Origin of the sequence: Sphingomonas sp. PvP018 (genome assembly GCF_017876865.1) — a bacterium.
GTDB classification, from domain to species: domain Bacteria; phylum Pseudomonadota; class Alphaproteobacteria; order Sphingomonadales; family Sphingomonadaceae; genus Sphingomonas; species Sphingomonas aerolata.
On the sequence record NZ_JAGIOU010000001.1, the window covers coordinates 266476 to 287552 of the forward strand.

Consider the following 21077-nt stretch of genomic DNA (forward strand, 5'->3'; position numbering starts at 1 on the left):
GGATACGGCGAGGCAATTGCTTCTTCGTGGCACATAATTATAGGATTAGTAATAGGCGTCGCGCGGGTCAGCGTCGGCCGCGAACGGGAGCCCGGTTCTGGAAAAGCGTATGATCTTGCCCGATCGGGTGATCGCAGCGGGTTCGCTATTCGCCGTCAGCCATGTCAGGCGCGGCCGATGAGCTATACCGTCGCTGGCGACTGGGGCACGAGCAACCTGCGGCTCTACCGGATCGAGGACGGTGCGGTCGTCGATCGCGCGGCGGGGCCCGGTATCGGGGACCTTGGCGACCAGACGCCCGAGCAGGTGCTGCGCACCGCGCTCGCACGCTGGCGCGTGATATCGGATCCGCGCACGATCCATCTCTGCGGCATGGTGGGGTCGCGTAACGGCTGGATCGAGATTCCCTATGTCGACTGTCCTGCCGATCCAGCAATCTGGGTGGCGGGATCGGCGCGCGCGATGGTCGACCAGATTCCCGTGACGATTGGCGCGGGGCTTGCCTGCACGCGCGGCTCTGGCGCACCCGATGTGATGCGCGGCGAGGAAACGCAGATCTTCGGTGCGATGGCGCTTATGCCCGAGCTTGCATCCGGGCGTCATCTGATCGCGCTACCCGGCACGCACAGCAAATGGGCGACCGTCGAGGACGGCCGGGTGACCGGGTTCCAGACCTTCGTGACGGGCGAGCTGTTCGCCCTGCTCCGGCGGCATTCGACGTTGACGCGTGCGGCGGCGGATGACGGTGCGCCCGAGGATGACGCCGTCGGTTTCGACGCGGGCCTCGACCGCATCTCGGAGGGCGGGCATCTCCTCGGCGCGCTGTTCGAGACGCGGGCAGCGCAACTGCGCACCGGGGCGAGCGGCCGCTGGGCACTGGGGTTCCTGTCGGGGCTAATCATCGGCGCCGAGATCGCCGAGATCCTGCCCGCGGCCACCGGCACTATCACGCTGATCGGTGATCCGGCGCTCGCCGACCGCTATGGCCGCGCGCTCGCGGCACGCGGCCTCGCCGCTACCGTTCATACCGGCGAAGCCTGTGCGCTTGCCGGCCTTGCCTTGCTGGAGACACCATGACCGTCGATGATCTGCTCGCATCGGGTACCGCGCCCATCGTCGCCATCCTGCGCGGCGTCGCACCCGACGAGGTACTGGCGATCGGCGAGGCGCTGGTCGAGGCCGGCATCCGTCTGATCGAGGTGCCATTCAACTCGCCAGACCCGGTGACGAGTATCCGCATGTTGCAGCAGGCGTTCGGCGATCGGGCCGCGATCGGCGGGGGGACGGTGCTCGACATTGCTGCGGTCGAGGCGCTGGCTGCGACCGGCGGTACGATCATGGTGACGCCCAACACGAACCCCGCCGTCATCGCCCGCGGCGTCGAACTCGGGCTCGAGCCCATGCCCGGATTCGTCACGCCGAGCGAGGCGTTCCAAGCGATCGCCGCGGGAGCGCGACGCCTGAAGCTGTTTCCCGCGGTCGCGTTCGGACCCGCTTATCTCAAGGCTGTGCGCGAGATCCTGCCGAAGACCGTCCGTGTCTGGGCAGTCGGCGGCACCGGGGCGGACAATCTGGCCGATTGGCTGGCGGCTGGGGCCGAGGGGATCGGCGTCGGTGGCGCGCTCTACAAGCCTGGCGACACCGCCGCCACCGTCGGCACGCGCGCCCGCGCACTCGTCGCAGCCTGGCAGGCGGCGCGGTCCGTGTAACGCGGGGCTTGGGTAGCGCAGGAGTCCGCGCTCCTAGGCCAGGATGGTCCGGTCTATATCGGCGATCCGGCGGACGCCGGTCAGTGCCATTGCGACGCGCATCTCGCGTTCGATCAGCGTCAAGAGCAGGTCGACCCCGGCCTCGCCCCGCGCGGCAAGCGCATAGACCCAGGCGCGGCCGAGCAGCACGCCCTCCGCGCCGAGTGCCAGCATCCGGACCACGTCGAGCCCTGACCGTACGCCGGAGTCCGCCAGCACCGTGACCTGGCCGCGGACCGCGTCCGCGATTGCCGGTAGTGCGCGTGCGGTGGACAGCACGCCGTCGAGCTGGCGGCCGCCATGGTTGGAGACGATGATGCCGTCCGCGCCGATCTTCACCGCCTCGCGCGCATCCTCGACGTCGAGGATCCCCTTGATGATCAGCGGCCCATCCCAGGCCGAGCGGATCCATTCGAGATCGGCCCAGCCGATCGACGGATCGAAGTTCGCGCCGAGCCAGCCCATATAGTCGTTGAGCCCGCTGTTGCTGCCGAGCACGGGTTCGAGATTGCCGAGCTTGTGCGGCCGTCCGCGCAGACCGACGTCCCACGCCCAGCCGGGCCGGCCCATCGCCTGCAGGACGCGCTTCAGGGGCGCACCCGCGCCGGACATGCCGGAATGCGCGTCGCGGTACCGCGCGCCCGGGACCGGCATGTCGACGGTGAAGACGAGCGCTTCCGCACCGATCTGTTTCGCCGTGGCGATCAGGTCGCGCATGAACGCCCGGTCGCGAATGACGTAGAGCTGGAACCACAGCGCACCCGTGCCGCTCGCCTGCTTCACCTCCGACAAGGGACAGATCGAAACCGTCGACAGGCAGAACGGAACGCCCGCGGTGGTCGCCGCGCGCGCGGCCTGCGTCTCGCCGCGCCGATGATACATGCCACTGATCCCGACAGGACCCAGCGCGACCGGAAGCGCCATCGTCCGCCCGAACAGCGACGTCGTCAGATCGATGTCGGCGACGTCGCGCAGCACGCGCTGGCGCAGCGCAATGTCGGCGAGGTCGTCGACATTGCGGCGAAGCGTCTGCTCCGCATAGGCGCCGCCATCCGCATAATCGAACAGGAAGCGCGGCAACCGCCGTCGGGCGGCTTCGCGGAAGTCATGCGTCGAGGCGATGATCATGACGCGATCAGTATCGCACTTCCGCCGACACAGCATAACGTTCGAGCGACGCGGGCTTCATCTCGATCGAATAGCCCGGCCGCGTCGGCGGCATATAGGCGGCATCGCGGATGACGCAGGGATCGACGAAATGCTCGTGCAGATGATCGACATATTCGATCACGCGACCCTCGCGCGTGCCCGAAAAGCAGAGATAGTCGATCATCGACAGGTGCTGGACATATTCGCACAGCCCCACGCCACCGGCATGCGGACAGACCGGCAGGTCGTGCTTGGCCGCCATCAGCAGGACCGCGAGCACCTCGTTGACGCCGCCGAGACGGCACGCGTCGATCTGCACGACGTCGATCGCGCCCGCGTCCATGAACTGTTTGAACAGGATGCGGTTCTGGCACATCTCACCGGTTGCGACCTTGACCGATCCGATCCCGCGGCGGATCTTGGCATGGCCCAGCACGTCGTCGGGGCTGGTCGGCTCCTCGATGAACCACGGATTTGCGAAGGCGAGCGCGTTGACCCATTCGATCGCCTGGTCGACCTCCCAGATCTGGTTGGCGTCGATCATCAGCTTCGCGTGCGGACCGATCGCCTCGCGCGCGATCCGCAGCCGGCGGATATCGTCGTCCAGATCGCGCCCGACCTTCAGCTTGATATGATCGAACCCGGCATCGACCGCCTCGCGTGCCAGCCGGTAGAGCTTCTCGTCCGAATAGCCGAGCCAGCCCGCCGACGTCGTGTAGCAGGGAAAGCCCTCGGCCTTGAGCGTCGCGACGCGCTCCGCCTTGCCCTCGGCGCGCTTGGTCAGCAGTGCGAGCGCCTCGTCGGGCGTGATGCAGTCGGTGATGTAGCGGAAGTCGATCGTCCGGACGAGTTCCTCGGGCGTCATGTCCGCGACCAGCTGCCAGACCGGCTTGCCGACGCTCTTCGCCCACAGATCCCACACCGCGTTGACGACGGCACCGGTCGCCAGGTGGATCGCGCCCTTGTCGGGGCCGATCCAGCGCAGCTGGCTGTCACTGGTGACGTGGCGCCAGAACCGCCCGGCATCCGCCGCGATCCAGTCGAGGTCGAGCCCGATCACCCGCTCGCGCAGTGCGCCGATCGCGGCGACGCAGATCTCGTTGCCGCGCCCGATCGTGAAGGTCAGGCCGTGCCCTTCGAGCGCGGCCGTGTCGGTTTCCAACACTACATAGGCGGCCGAGTAATCGGGGTCGGGGTTCATCGCGTCCGAGCCGTCGAGCGAAAGGCTGGTCGGGAAGCGGACGTCGCGAATGCGCAGCCCGGTGATCGTCGTCATGCGCGCGATTCCACGACGCGCTGGGTCTGCTCGCCAAGACCGTCGATGCCGAGCCGCATGACATTGCCCACCGCCAGATATTTGGGCGGCTTCTGGCCGAGGCCGACGCCGGGGGGCGTGCCGGTCGAGATCACGTCGCCCGACTGAAGGCTCATGAAGCGGCTGAGATAGGAGACGATCTCGGCCACCCCGAACACCATCGTCGCGGTCGTGCCGTCCTGATACTTGTGACCGTCGACCTCGAGCCACAGCCGCAGCGCCTGCGGATCGGGCACCTCGTCGGCCGTGACCAGCCATGGGCCGATCGGCCCGAACGTGTCGCAGCCCTTGCCCTTGTCCCAGGTGCCGCCGCGCTCGAGCTGGTATTCGCGCTCGCTGACGTCGTTGACGACGCAATAGCCGGCGACATGCGCCATCGCATCGGCTTCGTCGATGTAGCGCCCGGGCTTGCCGATCACGACGCCGAGTTCGACTTCCCAGTCGAGCTTGGTCGAGCCGCGGGGCATTTCGACCACGTCGTCGGGGCCGCAGATCGCGCTGGTCCATTTGTTGAAGATGACCGGCTCCTTGGGCACGTCCATCCCGCTTTCGGCGGCGTGATCGCTGTAGTTGAGGCCGATGCAGATGAACTTGCCGACCGCGCCGACGCAGGCGCCGTAGCGCGGCGTGCCGTCGACCAGTGGCAGCGTCGTCGGGTCGATCGCGGCCAGCGTCGCGATCCCCTCGGGCGTCAGCGTGTCGCCGGCAATGTCGCCCACGATCCCCGACAGATCGCGGATCGCACCATCGGCATCGAGCATGCCGGGCTTTTCATGGCCGATCGGGCCGTAGCGTAACAGTTTCATGGAGCGAACGTCCTCTGGTTCTAGGTCGTGGGGAAGGGGGTGATTTAGTTGACCCAGCCGCCGTCGATGACATGGGTCGTGCCGGTGGTGAATGCACTCTCGTCGGACGCAAGGTACAGCGCGAGGGCTGCGATCTCCTCGGGGCGGCCAAGGCGGCCGACGGGCTGGCGCGCGACGAAGGCGGCGGTCGCCTCTTCGAGCGGAATGCCGGCCGCGCTCGCCTGTTCTGCGACACGTTGGCGCAGCGACGGGGAGTCGATCGTGCCCGGGCAGATCGCGTTGCAGCGGACGCCGCGCAGGACATAATCCGCCGCGATCGCCTTGGTCAGGCCGATCACCGCGGCCTTGGTCGTGCCATAGGCGAAGCGATTGGGAATGCCCTTTACGCTCGAGGCGATCGAGGCGAGGTTGACGATCGATCCGCTGCCCTGGGCGAGCATGCCCGGCAGGAAGGCCCGGCACAGCCGGTACATCGACGTGACGTTCAGCGTCATCGAAAAGGCGAAGGCGTCCTCGTCGCAGGCCAGGATATCGCCCGCATGGACATAGCCTGCACCGTTGACGAGGATGTCGATGTCGCCGATCTGCGCCGGCAGCGCCGCGACCGCTTCTGCATCGGTGACGTCGAGCATGATGGGCGTGACGCCCGGGACGGTCGCGAGCAGTTCGCCGTTCAGGTCGGCGGCGTAGACCGTCGCGCCCTGTGCGACGAACGCCTCCGCGATCGATCGGCCGATGCCCTGTGCCGCAGCGGTCACCAGGGCGCGTTTACCGTTCAGTCTCAATGGATCGTCCTCATGGTAGGGGAAAGGGGGGCGTCGGTCGCGCCGCGCGCGAACAGCGCGACGACCGCAAAACAGATCAGCGGCAATGCCATCGCGACGTGCAGGCCACCCGCTGCGCCCGCGATCAGGCCCATCACCGGCGGCACGAGCGCACCACCGATGATCGCCATGATGATCAGCGAGGAGCCGATCGTCGCGCGCGGCCCGAGATCGCGGACGCCGAGCGCGAAGATCGTCGGGAACATGATCGACATGAAGAAGCTGGTCAGGCCTAGCGCACCGACCGCGATCCAGCCGCCCGACAGCATCGCCACCGCGCAGAGCGCGATGTTGGCGACCGCGCACGCGAACAGCAACCGGGTCGCCGGCAGCCTGTGCATCAGCGCGGCGCCGATGAACCGCCCCGCCATGAACAGCACGAGGCTGAGCGACAACAGATAGGCGGCCGACCGCTCGGGCGTGGCGGGGAGGCTGTCCTTCACGAAATCGACGAAGAAGCTCCAGATGCCGACCTGTGCGCCAACATAAAAGAACTGTGCGACCACCGCGCGCCACAGCCCCGGCGCGCGCAGGACCGTGAACAGCCCGTCATGCGCGCTGTCGTCGGTCTTGGTGTCGAGTGCGGGGAGGCGGACCAGTGCGATGGCGACGCCGACCAGCACGACGATGATCGCCAGCAGCAGATAGGGCACCTGCACCATGCGCGCCTCGGCGACGCGATAGGCGACCAGCTGTGCCTGCGGCATCGTCGTCAGCGTCGCCGCGTCATGCTCGACGCCTGAGAAGATGAACAGACCGCCGATCGTCGGGGCGAGCACCGCGCCGAAGCCGTTGAACGCCTGGGCGAGGTTCAGTCGCTGCGAGGCACGCGCCGGGTCGCCGAACGCGACGATATAGGGGTTGGCGGCGGTTTCCAGAAAGGCAGCACCCGACGCCAGCACGAACAGCGCGCCGAGAAAGGCCGCATATTCACGGACTTCGGCGGCGGGCCAGAACAGCAAAGCGCCGATCGCGTACAGCGCCAGTCCGGTCAATATGCCTGCGCGATACCCGAAGCGGCGCATGACCAGACCCGCGGGCAGCGCCATCACGAAATAGCCGACATAGAAGACGAACTGGATCAGGCCTGCCTGCGCGCGATTGAGGTCGAGCGCCTTCTGGAACTGGCGAATCAGGATGTCGTTGAAGTTGTTGGCAAGCGCCCAAAGGAAGAACAGGCTGGTAATGAGGATGAAGCCCGCCCGAAATCCCGGCCGGATGAAACGCCCGGTGCTTGTCGCGGTGTCAGCTATGTCGGCCATGTGGCTCGAGCCCTTCGCAGCGTGTGCCATGACATCCTCTCTTCGTCGCCTCTGGTGCGATTGCCGCCATCATAGGCCTTGAGAGAGGTTTGCATATATAAAAAATCATGTCACAGGTGAGCAACAAGTGAAGGGATGCAAAAGCCCGATGGTGAAGAGGATCGATGCGCACCAGCATTTCTGGCGTTATCGCGCGGCGGAGTATGGCTGGATCCAGCCCGGCAGCGTGCTCGCGCGCGACCGGCTCCCGGTCGATGTCCGGCCCGCGCTGGAGGCCACCGCGTTCGACGGCTGCATCGCGGTGCAGGCCTGCCACAGTGCGGCGGAGACCGACTGGCTGCTCGCGCTTGCCGAGGCACACTCGTGGATCATGGGTGTCGTCGGCTGGATCGACCTGACCGCGCCCGACGTCGCAGTCCAGCTCGACCGTCACGCATCGCGGTCGCTTGTGGGCATACGGCACATCGCGCAGGACGAGCCCGACCCGCGCTACCTGCTGCGCGAGGATGTCCTGCGCGGCGTGCGGACGATCCTGGCGCGCGGCCTCGCCTATGACATACTCGTCCGCGGGCCGGCACAACTGGGATGCGTTCCCGACCTGCTCGCAGCGACCGGGCCGGGGGCGCTGGTGCTCGATCATGGCGGCAAGCCCGACATTGCGGGTGGCGAATGGGGCGCATGGGCCCGGACGAACGCAGCCATCGCCGCCTTTCCAGGCGTCACCTGCAAGCTGTCGGGGCTGGTGACCGAGGCCGATCACGCCGCCTGGTCGCCGACCGACATCGCGCGGTATCTCGACCATCTGCTCGCCTGCTTCGGACCGGACCGGCTGATCTTCGGATCCGACTGGCCGGTGTGCCTGCTTGCCGCCGAGCATGCGGCGGTAGTCGACCTGATCGAAACCTTCGTCGCGCGCGCGTGCCCGGGGCATCGCGATGCGATCTTTGGCGGCACGGCGGCGCGCGTCTATCGCCTGACACCTATCGAGGATGGACTATCATGAAGCTGGGACTCGACGGTAAACTGGTGATCGTCACCGGCGGTGGCGCCGGGATTGGCGGCGCGATTTCGACCCTGCTCGCGGAGGAGGGCGCGATCCCCGCGATCCTCGGGCGCAGCGCACTCGACCCTGCGTTCGAGGCGAATATCCGCGCGCTTCAGCCCGCGACGATGTTCATCCGTACCGAGATGACCGACGATGCCGCCTGCGCCGCGGCAGTGGCGCAGATCGTCGCGGCGGGGCACGGCATCCACGGCCTGGTCAACAATGCGGGCGCCAATGACGGGATCGGGCTGGAGGCGGGAACGGCGGCTTTCCTCGCGTCGCTGGTCGCCAATGTCGGCCACTATTACGGCATGGCGCACCATTGCCTACCGCATCTGAAGGCCAGCCGCGGCGCGATCGTCAACATCTCGTCGAAGACCGCGCTGACCGGGCAGGGGCAGACCAGCGGCTATGTCGCCGCCAAGGCCGCCCAGCTCGGCCTGACGCGCGAATGGGCGGCGGCGCTGGTCGGCGACGGCGTCCGCGTCAACGCGGTGCTCCCTGCCGAGGTGATGACGCCGCTCTATCGCGCGTGGATCGACACGTTCGACGATCCGCAGGCCAAGCTCGACGAGATCGCAGGCAACATCCCGCTCGGCCGCCGGCTGACGACCGATCGCGAGATTGCCGATACCGTGGTGTTCCTGCTGTCGGCGCGGTCGTCGCACACGACCGGGCAGTGGATCATCCCCGACGGCGGCTACACGCATCTCGACCGCACGCTGACCTGACCGGTCAGCCCTGCTCGTCGAGCGCGAAGATGCGTTCGGCGGGCAGCCATTTCTCGCCCGGCTGCGCGCTCGGCAACGGACGCTGGAGGCGCGACATCGCGGCCTCCCACGCGACCACGGCGGGATCGGACGCGTCCGCCGCGGCCTTTGCCTCGGGGTCGAAGCCGGGACCGGTCCGCATCATCATGACCAGCCGGTCATCGCGCTGATAGATGTCCATCGCCTCGATCCCCGCTGCCCGGATCGAGGCGAGCACGGCAGGCGGCACCGCACGGTGGCGATCGCGATACGCCGCGATCAGCGCGGCATCGTCATGAAGGTCGAGGAAAAGGCAATGCCACATGATATCGTGTTCCATCGTGAGGAGGGGAGTAGACGACGCGCTTGCAGCGGTCAGCCGTCGGATCCCGCGTCGGGCGCGCCATGGTCGACGACCCGCTGATACAGCCCGTCGCGCACTTCGGGGGACAGCTGCTCGGCGATCGTCGCGGCCGCGTGGCGCAGCACCGTCTGCGATGCGTCCAGCGTCACGCGCGCGCCCGGGCCATCGACGAAGGGCACGGTCAACGCCGCCCGCGCGGACCCCATCACCAGAATGGGCACCGACATGTCGGTGATCGCATTCAGGACCGGACTTGGGGTGGTGTGCAGACCCTTCGCTGCGATCGCGTCCAGCTCCGCCGCCAGCGCGGCCGTGTCGAAATCCGCACCGGCCAGACGCACGTCGTCGAGCATGGCCTGGCGCACGTCCGCCGACTGGAACGCGAGCAGGACGCGTCCCGACGCCGAGCGATGCAGCGGTCGGCGATAGCCAACCCGGATGGCAAAGCCCGACAGGCTGGGGGCCTCGACGCCGACGATCACGACCATCTCGGCACCCGACGCCACCGCCATGTGACAGCTTTGCCCGGTCCGCCGCGCGACTTCGCTCATCACCGGGAGCGCGATGCCGACAAGGTTGCGGACCGGCGGCTGGCTCATGCCGAGCGCGAACAGCCGGTTGGTCAGGCGGTAACCGTCATCGCCCCGCGCGATATAGCGGTGTTCCTCGAGCACCTGCAGCATGCGGAAGATCTCGCTGACGGACCGGCCGAGCGCGGTCGAGATATCCGACATGTTGAGCGGCGCGGTGGCGGCGGCCAGCAGCTCGAGGATCTCGAGCCCCTTTTTGAGCGCGGGCGCCTGATAGCGCGATTTCGTCGTCATGGCTCCCCCGGTGCGCTTTTTGCGGCTTCTACGATCACCCACGCCAAGAACATAGCGGCTCCGGTCGCAGGCTGGTAATTCAGGCCCCGCTATGGCGTGCGATCAGACGCATGGCATGCCGTGACAGACCTGCTAAGGCGGCGGCATGTCGAAAAATCTCAGCACTTCCGGTACCATTGACGTCGATGGCACCACCTATGACTGGCGCCTCGAGAGCGAGCCGCAATGGTCGGACGACGACGGGTGGAAGGGGATGGTCCTTTCGCTGCTCGAAAAGGACTGCCAGCGCGAAGCGATGCTCGAATTTCCCGCCCCCAAGCGCCTGCTGAAGGGGTTGCCGCGCGGGCGGCTCCAGATCGATGATCCGACCATTTCGCGCGGTATCCGGGCGGCGTTGGGCGCAGGCTGGGAGCCGATGTCGCGCGGCAAGCCCGTCGTATTCGTTGTCGACGCCGAGGGCAATTAAGCGCGCCTCCGCGCTACTCCTTCGGTGGGGGCGACACCTGATCGAGGACGTAGCGCGTGAAGCGGGGGAGTGGGCAGGGGTCGCCGCAGCCGGGGACCGGGATCGCGACGGTTTCGGGCGGAGTCTGCGCTGACAGCGGGATGCGGTAGCGCATCTGGTCGAGCCCCTGCGCGACATAGCGGACCCGCACGACGCTCTTACCGGTCGCGCCACGACGCCACAGCTCGAACATCAGCCCGCCGCCGGGGGCGGCTTCGCCGGCGCCATAATCGCGTAGCGTCCAGTCGAGACCAAGCAGCCCGGCGAGCATCGTCACCGTGCCGTCATGGCCGCTGACGACGACGATCTTCTCCGCGTCGCCGATCGGGTCGGCCAGCGCGGTCGCGCCGGCGCCGCGCTGGAGCGTCGCGAGCAGCCGCATCGCGAGATAGCTGCTGGTCTGGCGGCCGACTTCCGGGGTGCGCGTGCGCAGGTCGATGCCGGCCCCATGGACGGTGAGCGCCTTGCCGATCGTCGCTGCGTCGATCCCGCTCCAGCCGGGGAAGGCGAGCCCGTCCGCATAGGCCATGACGAGGCTTTCGGCGATCCCGGCGACCTGCAGGCTGGGCGAGGTGAGGTCGGGCTTGCCCGTCGCGTCGATCCGCATCGTGATCGGCGTATCGCCCAGCCGGCGCTGGACCCGGGTGCGCTCGGTCGTGGAGCACGGGATACGGCGGCATTGCAGCATCAGCGCCTCGAACCGGTCGCGGTCGGGGGTCTGGCGCGCGTCCCACGCCGCCAGATCGCCGTCGACCCGCGCGGAGATCGCCGCGAGCATCCGCGGGGCGTCGAGCGGCGCGAGCGGGGTCTGCGGCGCCTCGAACAGCGGATCGGGCGCGGCCGCCGACTGGTGGATCGGCGCCGCGCACCCCGGGGTCAGGCCGGCGGCGAGTGCGGTCGCGGTCGCCTCGGTGCGCTGCGTGTGGTTCGCCCAGTAATAGACCGCGCAGTCGCTCGCGCCGAGCAGGCCCAGCTGCCGGTAGTGCGCCGCGTACCAGCCGCCGAGCATCGTCACGAGGGTGGCACCGTTGGCGGTCAGATGCCCCGCCGGCACCGCGAAGCGCGGCCAGGCGCGGCGGCTGTAGCGGCCGAGTTCCTCGGGGCTCGACATCGCGCTGCGCACGCCGTGGCGCATGACGATGACGACGCGTTCAAGTTTGTCCTCTCGCGACGGCGGCGTTTGAGCCGGCGCGAGGGACGAGGCGACAAGCGCAAGGCCGGCCGCCAGCGAGGCGATCCGCATCAGAACTTCGCCCTGACGCCGGCCATGAACGTCCGCCCGTAATCGGTATAGCCCGCAAATTGGTTGTCGCGGACATATTGCCACTGGACGCCGCCGGCCATGTTGATCCCCTGCACGACGAAGGTCACGTTCGGCGTCACCTTGTACGACATGTCGAAATCGAGGCTGCCGAACGCGCTGTCGTTGTTGGCGGCGAGCCCCGCGCCGCCGACGTCGCGCAGCACGTTGCCGCGCCAGCTGTAGCTGACGCGCGCGCCGACGCGCTCCTTTTCGTAGAAGGCGGTCAGGTTGAAGCTGTCCTTGGCGACGTCGACCAGCGCATCGCGGAAAATGCCGCCGGTCGCCAGTGCATAGGTGCCGCCGGTCTTAGTGTGCGTGTAGTTGGCTTGCGCGCCGAGGCCGTCGAACGGCGCGGGGAGCATCTTGAACAGCTGCTGATACGCGATCTCGACGCCGGCGACATAGGCGTCGCCGCCGTTCTTGGGCGCGGTCAGCCGATAGGTCTGGCCGTCGAGGACGAAGTCGCGCGTCTGCTGGAACACGAAGGTCGTGATGTCCTTGTAGAACACGCCGCCGACCAGCGCGCTGCCCGGCGCGAAATACCATTCGACCGTGCCGTCATATTGCCACGCCTCGAAGGGTTTCAGCTCGGGATTGCCGCCGACCGCGGTGAGGACGGTCGGGCTCGAATTGATCGTCAGCCGCGGCGCCAGATCGGCGAGCGAGGGCCGGGTGATGACCTTCGACGCGGCGAACCGCATCTGCAGATCGGGCGAGACCTCCGCGACCAGATTGAGCGAGGGCAGGATATTGTCATAGGTCTTGTCGTAGCTGACGGGCAGCGCGACCTTGCCGTCATCGGCATAGCCAGACGAGGTCTGGCGAGTCCGGGCATAGCGCACACCGATATCGCCGCGCACTGCGACCCCGCCGATTGGGAACGCGAAATCGGCCATGCCATAGCCTGCGACGATCTCCTCGCCGATCGCATAACTGTTCCGCAGATCGCCGCGCGCAAGCGGTGCGGCGAGCAGCGCCTCCTTGCCGGTGGCGGCGGCGAGGAACTTGGCGGGATCGGGCATTGCCCAGCTGGTCGGCAGGGTGCCGGTCGCGCCCTTCAGAAAATCATCGACCGGGAACGGGACGAAATAGCTCGCGTCGAAATATTTGCCGGCGATGCCGCTGGTGAAGTTGATGTCGCGACGATCATAGGCGCGTGTTCTTTTCTGGTATTTCACCCCCGCACGCAGTGCGCTGACCACGCCGGTCAGGTCGCGCGTGACGTCGAGCTTCGCGGCGCGTTCGCGGTCCTTCGAGTCGTTGACGCGGTATTCGATGCGCCGTCCGGGCAGCAGCGCCGGGTTCGACAGGTCGGCGTTCAGCAGCGTGACGTTCGGCAGGCGATCGCCCGCCTTGCCGAAATCGAACGTCGTCGCGCCCACCGTGCCGAGCAAACGGGTGCGATAGATCGGCTCGGGCGTGTTCGAATAGGCCTGGCCGATGCTGCCATCCGCGGCGATCGTCCAGCCGCCGGCCTGCCAGCGCGCGTTGGTGCCGACCAGCCAATTCTTGTACTGGAGCACCGACGTTTCGCGACCGATCTGCGTGGTCGAGCCGGTCGTGGTCGCACCGGTCAGCACGCCGTTCTCGATCACCGCGCTGCCCGGCACGATCCCGCGCGGCAGGTTGGCGCCATCCGCCGCTGAATAGGTCAACTCGTCATAGGCGACGTTCAGCCGGCTCCACAGCCCGTCGACGTTCAGCTCGAACCGGTCGTCGGGCTTCCACTGCACCGCGCCGTTGATGCCGATCCGGTCGCGATTCTCGCGCTCGAGCGTCGGGCGGATCGCGGTCGGGATCAGGATCGTGGCACTGTCGAGCGAGCCGTTGCCGTCGGTGTCGATCTTGCCGTCCGCCCAGCCGACGCCGGTGATCCGGTCCTGCCGCGTGGTGCGCTCGTCATAGACGCCCGCGATCAGCGCGCCGAACTTGCCGTCCGGGCTCGCCCAGCTCGCCATGCCCGACAGTCGCGGATCGACCGCGTCGGCGAGGCGCGGCGAACTGGCCGTGGCGGATAGCGACAGCACCGGCTTCTTCAGGTCGAGCGGACGAAAGGTGCGCAGGTTGATCGTGCCGCCGATGCCGCCTTCGTCGAGGCTCGCGCGCGGGCTCTTGATCACCTCGACCGCGGACATGAGCTCGGACGGCAGCGTGTCGAACCGGAACTGGCGCCCGCTCTGGCCGCTGTCGCGCACATTCTCGTTCACCGCGACCGAGCGATCGTTGAGCGTCACCACCTGGAAATTGGCGCCGAGCCCGCGGATCCGGACGAACACGCCTTCGCCGCGATCGCGGACGATCGACACGCCGGGCACGCGCTGGAGCGCTTCGGCGATGTTCTGCGCGGGAAACTTGCCGATATCCTCAGCCCTGACGACGTCGATGACGTTGGTCGCCTTGCGCTTCTGCGCCAACGCGCCGGTCAGGCTGCTCGCATAGCCCGTCACGACGATTTCGCGGGTCTCGTCGTCCGGCGTGGTCGCGGCGGTCTGCGGCGCTGCGGTCTCGACTGTCGCGGCGACGATCAGCGCACCATTGGGCTGCTGGCGGACCATCAGCCCGGTGCCGGCGATCAGCCGCTCGACCGCGGCGTGCGGCGCCATCGTGCCGTCGATCGCGGGTGCGGTCCGACCGGCAACCGCAGCGGGTGTGAACAGGATGTCGATGCCGCTCTGACGGGCGAGCGCCTCGAGCGACCGGCCGAGCGGCTGGACGCCGAGATGCACGCGGACGACATTGGTCTGCGCAATCGCCGCGGCGGGTGCAAAGGCGGTCGACAACGCGGCGCAGGCTGCGCCCATCACGAACGAACGGCGCAGGCGCCGGCGATTGGTCGTCACGGTGTTCATCCCCCCAAGGAAGGCGGCGATACTGCCGCACCTCCTCGACGGGCGAGCGGCGATCTACCCCACCCCGCTGACGCGAGTTATTATCCGCCGAGCAGGACGGCACCGTCCATCGTTCGCAACCGCAGGTCGAGCAGCGTTGCGAGCGCACGCCCCAGCGCGACATTGTCGCCCATCCGGTACATGCCGCTCACCTGCAGTCCGGCGGCCGCGGGGTCGGCGAGCACCAACCGCGTCGTGCTGTACCGGTTCGCCTCCTCGGCAACCGTCGCGAGCGTATCGTTGTGGAACGCGGCACGACCGCTGGTCCAGGCCCGTGTCGTCGCGATGTCGGGCCGATCGATCAGGCCGTTCCGCAGCCGCGACCCGTTGGTCAGGAGTTGCGCAGCGCCAGTCGACGTCGTGGCGGCGATCGTCGCCCGCCCTTCGATCGCAGTAAAGGCCACCCCGTCGCGCGCGTCGCAGCGCAGGTCGAAGCGGCCCGCGCCGGCGCTCATCGCGCGGTCGGCCGCGGTGATCGTGAACGGGGTCGCGGATGGCGCCACCGTCAGGTCGATGCGGCCTTGCGCCAGCCAGAGCCGCCGCCGCCGCTCGGTCGCGACCACATGCAGCCGGGTGACCGCGTCGAGCAGCAGGGCCGAGCCGTCGGGCAGCACGATCCGTCGCTGCTCGCCGATCCCCGTCCGATACGGCGTCGCGGCATAGGCTGCCTGGAACACACCGGTCCCCGCGGCGGCCGTGACCGCGAGTGCCGCGACCCCGGCCAGCGCGCGGCGGCGCGTCACCACCGGCGCGCGCGACGGTGCGGTTCCCGGGACCATGTCCCACAGGTCGGTCGCGCGCTCGAACCGTTCGGCATGTTCGGGGTTCGCGGTCAGCCACTCCCGAAAGACGATCGCGTCCCGTGCGCTGACGTCGTCCGCGTTGAGCCGTGCGATCCACTGCGCCGCGGTGCGTTCGGGCGCCGCCTTGTCCGAAAACATCCGGTCTAGGGATTTGCGGCCATGCATTGCGTGCTCACCAATCCTCCGTCCAATCGACCAGGAAGGTCATCGCCTTGGCCATGTGCTTTTCGACCGCACTCTGGCTGATTCCCAGACGTGCAGCAATCTCGCGATATTTATACCCGTCGAGCCGCTGCATCAGGAAGATCTCGCGGGTCCGCGGGCTGAGACGATCGAGGCCCTCGCGCACCCGGTCGAGCCGCGCCTTCGCGATCAGCACCTCGTCCTGGATCGGCGAACAGTCGCGCAGCCATTCAATCGCTCCCGCGTCTTCGCTTGCCCCGCGAACAGCCTCGCGCCGGAACGCATCGCGGCCGCGGTTGACTGCCGCATGGACGAGGAACGCCTCGTCGTTGCGCGGCGCCGCGGGCAGGGTCGCCAGGCTGACATAGGCGTCGTGGAGCAGATCCTCGCCATCCGCCCGCCGCGTCAGCCGTTCGACCTGCGCGCGCAGACGCGACCAGCCCGCCCAGAGGCGACCCGCCCCCGTATCGACCATGCTGAGCTCGGACGTCCCCATCGGCCCAGGCGGTATGCGCCCGCCGGTACAGTTTGATGACGTGTCGGGGACGGATCAGTGACACGCGACGATGCCGCGCCGGTGTCAGCCGGCAGGGCGCCCCGGCGCCTGCCATCCCCCGCCGAGTGCACGGAACAGATCGACCTGCGCCCCCGCGATGCGGGCGTCCGCCGCGGCAAGCTCGGTATCGGTATCCGCCAGCGTCCGCTCGGCATCGAGGACGTCGAGGAAGTCGATCTGGCCCTCACGCTGGCGCGCGCGGGTGATGCGCGCGGCGGTGGCGGCGTTGTCATGCGCGGACTGCAGCTGCGTGCGGCGATCGAGCTCGCGCGCATAGTTGGACAGCGCAGTCTCGGTCTCCTCGAGCGCGTTCAGCACGCTGCCGTCGAAGCTGGCGAGCGCACCGCGCGTATCGGCCTCGGCACCGGCGATGCGCGCGCGCGCCGCGGACTGGTTGACCGTCCAGTTGAGCAGCGGGCCAAGCAGCCAGCGGACCGGCCCGCCGGTGAAGACGTCGCCGACGCTGAGCGCGGTCGAACCGATCGACCCGCCGAGCGCAATCTGCGGATAGAGCTGCGACGTCTGCACCCCGATCCGTGCGGTTGCGGCGGCAAGCCGGCGTTCGGCAGCGTGGACGTCGGGGCGGCGCGCGAGCAACATCGCGCCGTCGCCGATCGGGATCGGCCGGTCGAGCCGCGGCGTGGTGGTGCGCGTACCGGCGCTGGCGGGCAGGTCCCGCGGGGTGCGACCGGTCAGCGTGGCGAGGCGGAAGAGCGCGGCCTGGCGCTCGGCCTCGATCTGCGGGATGTTCGCGGCGCGCTGGTCGCGCAGCGCGGCGATCCGGACCTGATCGAGCCGCGCGGCGCGACCCGCATCGACCCGCTTGCCGGTCAGCGTGTTCGATTTCTCGAGCAGGTCGACGATCCGCCGGGCGACCGCAAGGCGCTCGGCGGACGATGCGGCGTCGACATAGGCGCGCGTCGTGGCGGCGACGATCGAGACCCGCACCGCGTCGGCATCGGCCTGCGCCGCGCCGACGTCGCCGCGCGCGGCCTCGACGTTGCGGCGGACGCGGCCGGCCAGATCGACCTCGTAGCTGACGTCGAGCCCGACATCGTAGGTGGCGCGCTCGCGGTCGAAGCCGGGCAGGTTCTGAAGCTGCGAGGTGCGGGAGTAATTGCCGCTTCCGCTGGCGTTCACCTGCGGCTCGCGGTCGGTCTTGGCGCCGCGCAGCGAGGCGCGGGCGCTGTCGAGCCGCGCTACCGCAACGCGCAGGTCGGTATTCGCCGCGAGCGCGTCGGCGACGAGGCCGTCGAGGGCCGGGTCGCGGTAAATCCGCCACCAGTCGTTATCGGGCGCGGTCGTGATCGTAGCGGCGTTCGCGGTGACGAACGATGCGGCGGCCTTGGGCGGGGTGATCGGCGCGACATAGTCGGGGCCGGCGGCGCACGCGGCGAGCGTCAGCGCCGAGAGGCTCGCGAGAAGCAGGGACTTCATGAGGCTGGTCCTATTCGGCTGGCTGAAGCGTGGGCTGGGCAGCGGCTGGCTTGCGGCGTTCGAACCGCATCGCCAGCGCCCGTGCGACGACATAGAAGGTAGGGGTGAAGAGCAGCCCGAAGCCGGTCACGCCGATCATCCCGAAGAACACCGCGGTGCCGAGCGCCTGGCGCAGTTCGGCGCCAGCCCCTTCGGCGATCACCAGCGGCACCGCGCCGAGGATGAAGGCGAAGCTCGTCATCAGGATCGGCCGCAATCGGTCCTTCGCCGCGCGCACCGCCGCCTCGACCGGGGACAGGCCATCCTGCTCCTCGGCCTGCTTGGCGAACTCGACCACGAGGATCGCGTTCTTGGCGGCGAGCGCGATCAGCACGACCAGCCCGATCTGCGTGAGGACATTGTTGTCCATCCCCCGCAAATTTACCCCGGTCATCGCCGCGAGCAGGCACATCGGCACGATCAGGATGATCGCGAGCGGTAGCGTCAGGCTCTCATATTGCGCGGCGAGCACGAGGAAGACGAACAGCACGGCCATCCCGAAGACCAAGGCGGCGGTACTGCCGGCCGCCTTTTGCTGGTAGGCGATGCCGGTCCATTCATGCGCATAGCCCGCGGGCAGCGACGCATCGGCGAGCTTCTCCATCGCCACCAGCGACTGGCCCGAGGAATAGCCCTTGGCGGTGTCGCCATCGACCTCGACCGCGGGGAAGAGGTTGTAGCGCACCACGCGGTACGGGCCGGTCTTGTCGCGGAACGTCGAGACCGAGCCGACCGGGACCATCTGGCCCGAATTGGAGCGCGTCTTGAGGTTGGCGATGTCCGCGGTGGTGTTGCGGAACGGTGCGTCGGCCTGGGCGGTGACGCGGTAGGTGCGCCCCAGCAGGTTGAAGTCGTTGACGAACGCCGAGCCGAGATAGACCTGCAACGCCTCGAACACGCGCTCCGGGGGGACGCCGAGGAGGTTGGCCTTGGCGCGGTCGACATCGGCGAAGATGCGCGGCGTGGCGGTGTCGAAGAAGGTGTAGACTTGCGCCAGGCCCTTGGTCTGGTTCGCCTTGCCGATCAGGTCGTAGCTCGTCTTGCCGAGGTCGCCATAGCCGTGACCGCCCTGGTCCTGAACCATCAGGCGATAGCCGCCGGCCGAGCCGATGCCCTGGATCAGCGGCGGCGGGACGATCAGCAGCCGCGCTTCGGTGATGTCGCCGGTCGCCTTCTGCGATTCTGCCATGATGCTGGCGAGCGTGACGCCGAGCTTCTTGCGCTCGGCAAAGCTCTTGAGCGGAATATAAGCGGCGGCCGAGTTCGGGGCGAGGGTCTGCGATGGGCCGTCAAAGCCCGCGAGCATGACCGCGCCCTTGACGCCGGCAAGCGGCAGGATGCGTTTTGCGACCTTCTGCATTACCGCGTCGGTACGCTCGACCGACGAGCCGGGGGGCAGCTGGATGACGGTCAGGAAATAGCCCTGGTCCTGCGCGGGAACGAAGCCCGACGGGGTGACCATGAAGACCCCGACCGTGACCGCGATCAGCGCGGCATAGGCGACCATCATCCGCTTCGGCGCGGCGACGAGGCGCGCGGTGAGGCGGGCATAGCTTTCGCTCATCCGTTCGAACCCGCGGTTGAACGCGTCGCCCGCGCGGCGCACCGTGCGGGTCAGGCGGTTGCCCGAGCCGGCAGGGGCGTTGGGCTTGAGCAACATCGCGGCGAGCGCCGGCGACAGCGTCAGCGAGATGAGCAGCGAGATGATCGTCGCGGTCGAGATCGTCACTGCGAACTGGCGGTAGAACGCGCCGGACAGCCCGGTGAGGAACACCGTCGGGATGAACACCGCGCACAGCACGAGCACGATCGCGACGAGCGCACCCGACACCTCGTCCATCGACGTGCGTGCGGCCTCCAGCGGCGAGAGTCCGTGTTCGAGGTTGCGCTCGACATTCTCGACCACGACGATCGCGTCGTCGACGACGATCCCGATCGCGAGGACGAGGCCGAACAGCGACAGGTTGTTGAGGCTGTAGCCGAACGCGGCGAGTACCGCGAACGTGCCGATCAGCGAGACCGGGATCGCCACGATCGGGATGATCGCCGCGCGCCATTTCTGCAGGAAGACGAGGATCACCAGAACGACGAGGATCATCGCCTCGAACAACGTATGCTTCACCGCGTCGATCGACTGCGCGATGAACTCGGTCGGGTTGTAGATGACCTTGTATTCGAGGCCCTTGGGAAAGCGCTTCGACATGCTTTCCATTTCGGCGGTGACGGCCTGCGCCGCGCCGAGCGCGTTCGAGCCGGGACGCTGGAAGACCGCGGCGATGACGGTGGGCTTGCCACTGAGATAGGTGTTGGCGCCGTAATCCTGCGCGCCGAGCTCGACGCGCGCCACGTCCGAGACGCGGACCTGGCGGCCCTGCGGATCGGTGCGGATGACGACGTCGGCGAACTGCTTGGGATCGGTCAGGCGACCCTGCGTCTCGACGTTGAGCTGGAACGCGCTGTTGCCCTTGTCATAGGGCGGCTGGCCGAGCGTGCCGGCGGCGACCTGGACGTTCTGTGCGCGGAGTGCCGCGACGATCTCGCCCGCGGTGAGGTCGAGCGCGGCGGCACGGCCGGGGTCGATCCAGACGCGCATCGAATAATCGCGCGCGCCGAACAGCTGCACGTCGCCGACGCCGTCGATGCGGCTGAGGCGATCGCGGACCTGCGTCAGCGCGTAGTTGGAGATGTAGCCGCGATCGAGCGAGTTGTCGGGCGAGACGAGGTTCACGACCATCAGGAAGTCGGGCGACGTCTTTCGCGTCACGACGCCCAATCGCTGGACGTCCTCGGGCAGCCGCGGGACCGCGACCGCGACTCGGTTCTGGACGAGCACCTGCGCGGCATCGAGGTCGGTGCCGATCTTGAAGGTGACGGTTATCGTCACCTTGCCGTCGCCGGTCGATTGCGACGACTGGTAGAGCATGTTGTCGACGCCGTTGATCTCCTGCTCGATCGGCGCAGCGACGGTTTCGGCGACCGTCTCGGCCGACGCGCCCGGATAGGTCGCGCTGACGGTGACGGTGGGGGGGACGATGTCGGGATATTGCGACACCGGCAGCGACATATAGGCAATCGCACCGACGATCGTGATGATCACCGCGATCACGCCAGCAAAGATCGGCCGGGTGATGAAGAAGCGCGAGAAGCGCATGGTTTGTGTCCTCGATAGAGGGCGCGCGCGCTTTTCCGTTCCCCGGCGGAGGCCGGGGCCCAGTTGGGCGAACCGCAGTGATTACATCGAAACGCTATGCCACCTGGGCCCCGGCCTTCGCCGGGG

18 protein-coding genes are annotated in these 21077 nt (G+C 68.2%); 5 read left to right on the forward strand and 13 right to left on the reverse strand.

All coding sequences use genetic code 11. The features are described 5' to 3' along the window. Positions 1 to 177: 177 nt before the first annotated feature. Both J3A66_RS01020 and J3A66_RS01025 read left to right on the forward strand, forming a co-directional pair. Entirely contained in the window at positions 178 to 1077 is a 900-nt protein-coding gene (locus tag J3A66_RS01020; RefSeq protein ID WP_209566593.1) for a 2-dehydro-3-deoxygalactonokinase, read from the forward strand. Continuing rightward, positions 1074 to 1709 carry a 2-dehydro-3-deoxy-6-phosphogalactonate aldolase gene (locus tag J3A66_RS01025; protein WP_209566594.1) on the forward strand — a complete coding sequence of 212 codons (636 nt, stop codon included), beginning with the start codon at positions 1074 to 1076 and terminating at the stop codon, positions 1707 to 1709. Before J3A66_RS01020 ends, J3A66_RS01025 begins: the two co-directional genes overlap by 4 nt. A 33-nt stretch (positions 1710 to 1742) precedes the next feature. On the opposite strand, the gene lldD is transcribed toward J3A66_RS01025, so the two are convergent. From lldD to fucP, 5 genes are read right to left on the reverse strand one after another with little or no spacing between them, the layout of a single operon-like run. Further along, entirely contained in the window at positions 1743 to 2876 is a 1134-nt protein-coding gene (gene lldD, locus J3A66_RS01030) for an FMN-dependent L-lactate dehydrogenase LldD (protein ID WP_031396381.1), read from the reverse strand. A 7-nt stretch (positions 2877 to 2883) separates the two neighbouring features. Then, positions 2884 to 4173 (reverse strand): L-fuconate dehydratase, encoded by a 1290-nt coding sequence (locus J3A66_RS01035; RefSeq protein ID WP_209566595.1) that lies wholly within the window; start codon positions 4171 to 4173, stop codon positions 2884 to 2886. Continuing rightward, entirely contained in the window at positions 4170 to 5018 is an 849-nt protein-coding gene (locus tag J3A66_RS01040; RefSeq protein WP_209566596.1) for a fumarylacetoacetate hydrolase family protein, read from the reverse strand. Before J3A66_RS01040 ends, J3A66_RS01035 begins: the two co-directional genes overlap by 4 nt. 44 nt (positions 5019 to 5062) lie before the next feature. Beyond that, positions 5063 to 5803 carry an SDR family oxidoreductase gene (locus J3A66_RS01045; RefSeq protein ID WP_209566597.1) on the reverse strand — a complete coding sequence of 247 codons (741 nt, stop codon included), beginning with the start codon at positions 5801 to 5803 and terminating at the stop codon, positions 5063 to 5065. Continuing rightward, a complete protein-coding gene (gene fucP, locus J3A66_RS01050) occupies positions 5800 to 7134 on the reverse strand; it encodes an L-fucose:H+ symporter permease (RefSeq protein WP_245336652.1) in 1335 nt (444 codons plus the stop codon). The genes J3A66_RS01045 and fucP overlap by 4 nt, the downstream gene beginning before the upstream one ends. A gap of 118 nt (positions 7135 to 7252) precedes the next feature. Between fucP and J3A66_RS01055 the strand changes: the two genes are divergently transcribed. Together J3A66_RS01055 and J3A66_RS01060 are read left to right on the forward strand one after the other, a co-directional pair. Then, positions 7253 to 8107, forward strand: a complete 855-nt coding sequence (locus J3A66_RS01055; protein ID WP_209566598.1) for an amidohydrolase family protein — start codon at positions 7253 to 7255, stop codon at positions 8105 to 8107. Then, positions 8104 to 8880 (forward strand): SDR family oxidoreductase, encoded by a 777-nt coding sequence (locus tag J3A66_RS01060; protein ID WP_209566599.1) that lies wholly within the window; start codon positions 8104 to 8106, stop codon positions 8878 to 8880. Before J3A66_RS01055 ends, J3A66_RS01060 begins: the two co-directional genes overlap by 4 nt. Before the next feature lie 4 nt (positions 8881 to 8884). Here J3A66_RS01060 and J3A66_RS01065 read toward each other — a convergent pair whose 3' ends face one another. Next, positions 8885 to 9223, reverse strand: a complete 339-nt coding sequence (locus tag J3A66_RS01065; protein ID WP_031441679.1) for an L-rhamnose mutarotase — start codon at positions 9221 to 9223, stop codon at positions 8885 to 8887. 50 nt (positions 9224 to 9273) lie between these two features. Continuing rightward, positions 9274 to 10086 carry an IclR family transcriptional regulator gene (locus J3A66_RS01070; RefSeq protein ID WP_209566600.1) on the reverse strand — a complete coding sequence of 271 codons (813 nt, stop codon included), beginning with the start codon at positions 10084 to 10086 and terminating at the stop codon, positions 9274 to 9276. Positions 10087 to 10231: 145 nt separating this feature from the next. Between J3A66_RS01070 and J3A66_RS01075 the strand changes: the two genes are divergently transcribed. After that, a complete protein-coding gene (locus J3A66_RS01075) occupies positions 10232 to 10552 on the forward strand; it encodes a hypothetical protein (protein ID WP_031441677.1) in 321 nt (106 codons plus the stop codon). A gap of 13 nt (positions 10553 to 10565) precedes the next feature. Here the strand turns inward: J3A66_RS01075 and J3A66_RS01080 are convergent, their stop codons facing one another. The 6 genes from J3A66_RS01080 to J3A66_RS01105 form a co-directional block, all read right to left on the reverse strand. After that, positions 10566 to 11834 carry a histidine-type phosphatase gene (locus J3A66_RS01080; RefSeq protein WP_209566601.1) on the reverse strand — a complete coding sequence of 423 codons (1269 nt, stop codon included), beginning with the start codon at positions 11832 to 11834 and terminating at the stop codon, positions 10566 to 10568. Further along, on the reverse strand, positions 11834 to 14734 hold the full coding sequence (locus J3A66_RS01085; RefSeq protein ID WP_348633967.1) for a TonB-dependent receptor: 2901 nt from the start codon (positions 14732 to 14734) through the stop codon (positions 11834 to 11836). Before J3A66_RS01085 ends, J3A66_RS01080 begins: the two co-directional genes overlap by 1 nt. Before the next feature lie 89 nt (positions 14735 to 14823). Then, entirely contained in the window at positions 14824 to 15750 is a 927-nt protein-coding gene (locus J3A66_RS01090) for a FecR domain-containing protein (RefSeq protein ID WP_245336653.1), read from the reverse strand. A gap of 7 nt (positions 15751 to 15757) precedes the next feature. After that, positions 15758 to 16243 (reverse strand): sigma-70 family RNA polymerase sigma factor, encoded by a 486-nt coding sequence (locus J3A66_RS01095; protein WP_244180773.1) that lies wholly within the window; start codon positions 16241 to 16243, stop codon positions 15758 to 15760. A gap of 105 nt (positions 16244 to 16348) precedes the next feature. Continuing rightward, positions 16349 to 17761 (reverse strand): efflux transporter outer membrane subunit, encoded by a 1413-nt coding sequence (locus J3A66_RS01100; protein ID WP_209566603.1) that lies wholly within the window; start codon positions 17759 to 17761, stop codon positions 16349 to 16351. 10 nt (positions 17762 to 17771) lie between these two features. Beyond that, positions 17772 to 20951 carry a multidrug efflux RND transporter permease subunit gene (locus tag J3A66_RS01105; RefSeq protein ID WP_209566604.1) on the reverse strand — a complete coding sequence of 1060 codons (3180 nt, stop codon included), beginning with the start codon at positions 20949 to 20951 and terminating at the stop codon, positions 17772 to 17774. Positions 20952 to 21077 lie beyond the last annotated feature (126 nt).